Annotated in this window: 3 protein-coding genes and 1 pseudogene; 3 read left to right on the forward strand and 1 reads right to left on the reverse strand. The window is 34.1% G+C overall.

Annotated features, from left to right (window positions below):
- Both FTV42_RS16470 and FTV42_RS16475 read left to right on the forward strand, forming a co-directional pair.
- Positions 1-360, forward strand: a 360-nt coding sequence (locus FTV42_RS16470; protein ID WP_180039216.1) for a hypothetical protein, incomplete at its 5' end; no start/stop codon positions are given.
- Between the two features lie 43 nt (positions 361-403).
- Positions 404-991 (forward strand): hypothetical protein, encoded by a 588-nt coding sequence (locus FTV42_RS16475; RefSeq protein WP_180039217.1) that lies wholly within the window; start codon positions 404-406, stop codon positions 989-991.
- 120 nt (positions 992-1,111) lie between these two features.
- On the opposite strand, the pseudogene FTV42_RS16480 reads toward FTV42_RS16475, so the two are convergent.
- A pseudogene (locus FTV42_RS16480) lies at positions 1,112-1,480 on the reverse strand (IS1-like element ISAba3 family transposase); the annotation flags it as partial.
- Positions 1,481-1,553: 73 nt separating this feature from the next.
- On the opposite strand from FTV42_RS16480, the gene FTV42_RS16485 reads away from it, so the two are divergent.
- On the forward strand, positions 1,554-1,979 hold a 426-nt coding region (locus FTV42_RS16485; RefSeq protein WP_180039218.1), incomplete at its 3' end, for an SDR family NAD(P)-dependent oxidoreductase.

The raw sequence follows: 1,979 nt of genomic DNA on the forward strand, positions 1-1,979 counted from the left end.
CTGCTTTTGGCTTTAGGTTTAGTTAGTATAAATACCGCATATGCTCTACCTAGTAATTTAACAGAAGATGTTTACTTGAAATCATATTCATGTGGCGCAGATAGCTGTTATTTAGATATAGAGCTTGCCAATATTCAAGCTGTTTCTATTTCAACATTTTGTGGAGATAGAAAATATTGCACGCAATATCATAAAGCCTATGAAAAAATAGAATCTCAAGCTGGTGAATACCATGATGAGGAAAATTATCCAAAATATGAAATTGACCGAAAAGCAAAAGTTACATTAAAGCTTGTTAATAATGACTTTTCTGGTGAAAAAATGTATGAAGTTACAGCTATTTCATATATCAAAGATTAATTAAATATCTAACTATTTAACAAATGTAAATTTGGCAATATTAATGAATAAATTATTTTTTATAAACACAATCATACTAAGTCTGATGCTTACAGCATGTGATAAACCACAAACTGCTGAACAGCAACCTAAACAAGAGATAAAACCAGCTGCTCAGGTTCAAGTCGCATCAGAGGTCAAACCTAAAGAGGAAGAAATAGCTCCAGCTGCTCCAAGTATGAGTTATGAAGCTTTATATGTTTCTGACAGTGGTGTTGGTTATGATAACGTTTTTTCATTGCAAGATATTCCTGATTCGATGTCAAAAGCTTTGATTTATCAAACAAAGGCTGGTCCACATAATATTATGGAAGATGTTGTTGAGGATCCTGAAGCCCTAGGATATTTAGAGCTTGAACGAGCTTATAAATTTGGTAATAAGTATGTTTTAGTAGTTTCAACTGGTGAAAATGGCAATAGTTGTCCTGCAACTACATATACTTTTTCTTATGATATCAAATCAGAAAGTGTAATAGGAAAAACTGAAATAGACGGCTGCTCAGAAGTTGTTGAAGCTTTTGCCGATGGCAATAAGTTGACTGTCAAAAAAGATGAAAAACCAACCATTATTTATAATGGTGAAGTGAAATAATATCCCCATTTAACATAATGGCTGTTATACGAAACGAGAGTGTTAGAACCCATTTAAAGTGTCTATATTCTCACCAATAAAAATGTCCGGTTTCTCCGAGGTAAAATATGACTTTTGAACAAAAATAAGCCATTGTTTATTCTTTTTATTTCCAACAAAATTCCAGAACTCATCTACTTCGAGAGATTCATAATGACTTTGCTGAGGCTGAATTTCATAGGTTGATTCAGTTAAAGTACGTAAAACTTTACCGATACTGATGCGCTCAACTTCAGCAATATCTCGTATACCGCTGCCTCTGACCATCAACTGTAATATTTTACGAGTAATACCTGACTTACATCCTAGATAGCTCAGTGCATGATCACCAATAAACTGACGTTTACAGTCTTTGCACTGATAGTTTTGTTTCCCATCTACTTTGATACCATTTTTCTTTATACTATCACTGAGGCAGGTTGGACATTTGATTGCTAGAGTTATTTGCATTTCTCTATTTTATCAAAATCCAATCGGCTTTTTCTTCAGCATACTTTTTGAAACACTACCGAGGAGATTATTTATGACATTTAATAACAATGAAAATACACGTGTGTGGTTTATTACAGGTGCAAGCAGTGGACTAGGATACGAATTCACAAAAAAAGCATTGGAGTCAGGAGAGAAGGTTGTTGGTGTTGCTAGAAATATTGAAAAACTGAATGAGTTAAAATGCCAGTTTGAAGGAATGTTACTTCCTTTAAGTCTTGATGTTACTGATAGAAGTGCTGTTTCGACTACAGTGGAAACTGCCATTAAACATTTTGGAAGACTCGATATTGTCATTAACAATGCAGGGAATATGGTAATGGGAATGATTGAAGAATTTAGTGAAGATGAAGTTAGAAGCCAAATGGAAACTAATTTCTTCGGTACAGTATGGGTAAGTCAAGCTGTTATGCCGTACTTGCGGGCACAAGAATCAGGTCATATTATCCAGATATCTAGT

Origin of the sequence: Acinetobacter sp. YH16052, assembly GCF_013417155.1 — a bacterium.
Taxonomy (GTDB): domain Bacteria; phylum Pseudomonadota; class Gammaproteobacteria; order Pseudomonadales; family Moraxellaceae; genus Acinetobacter.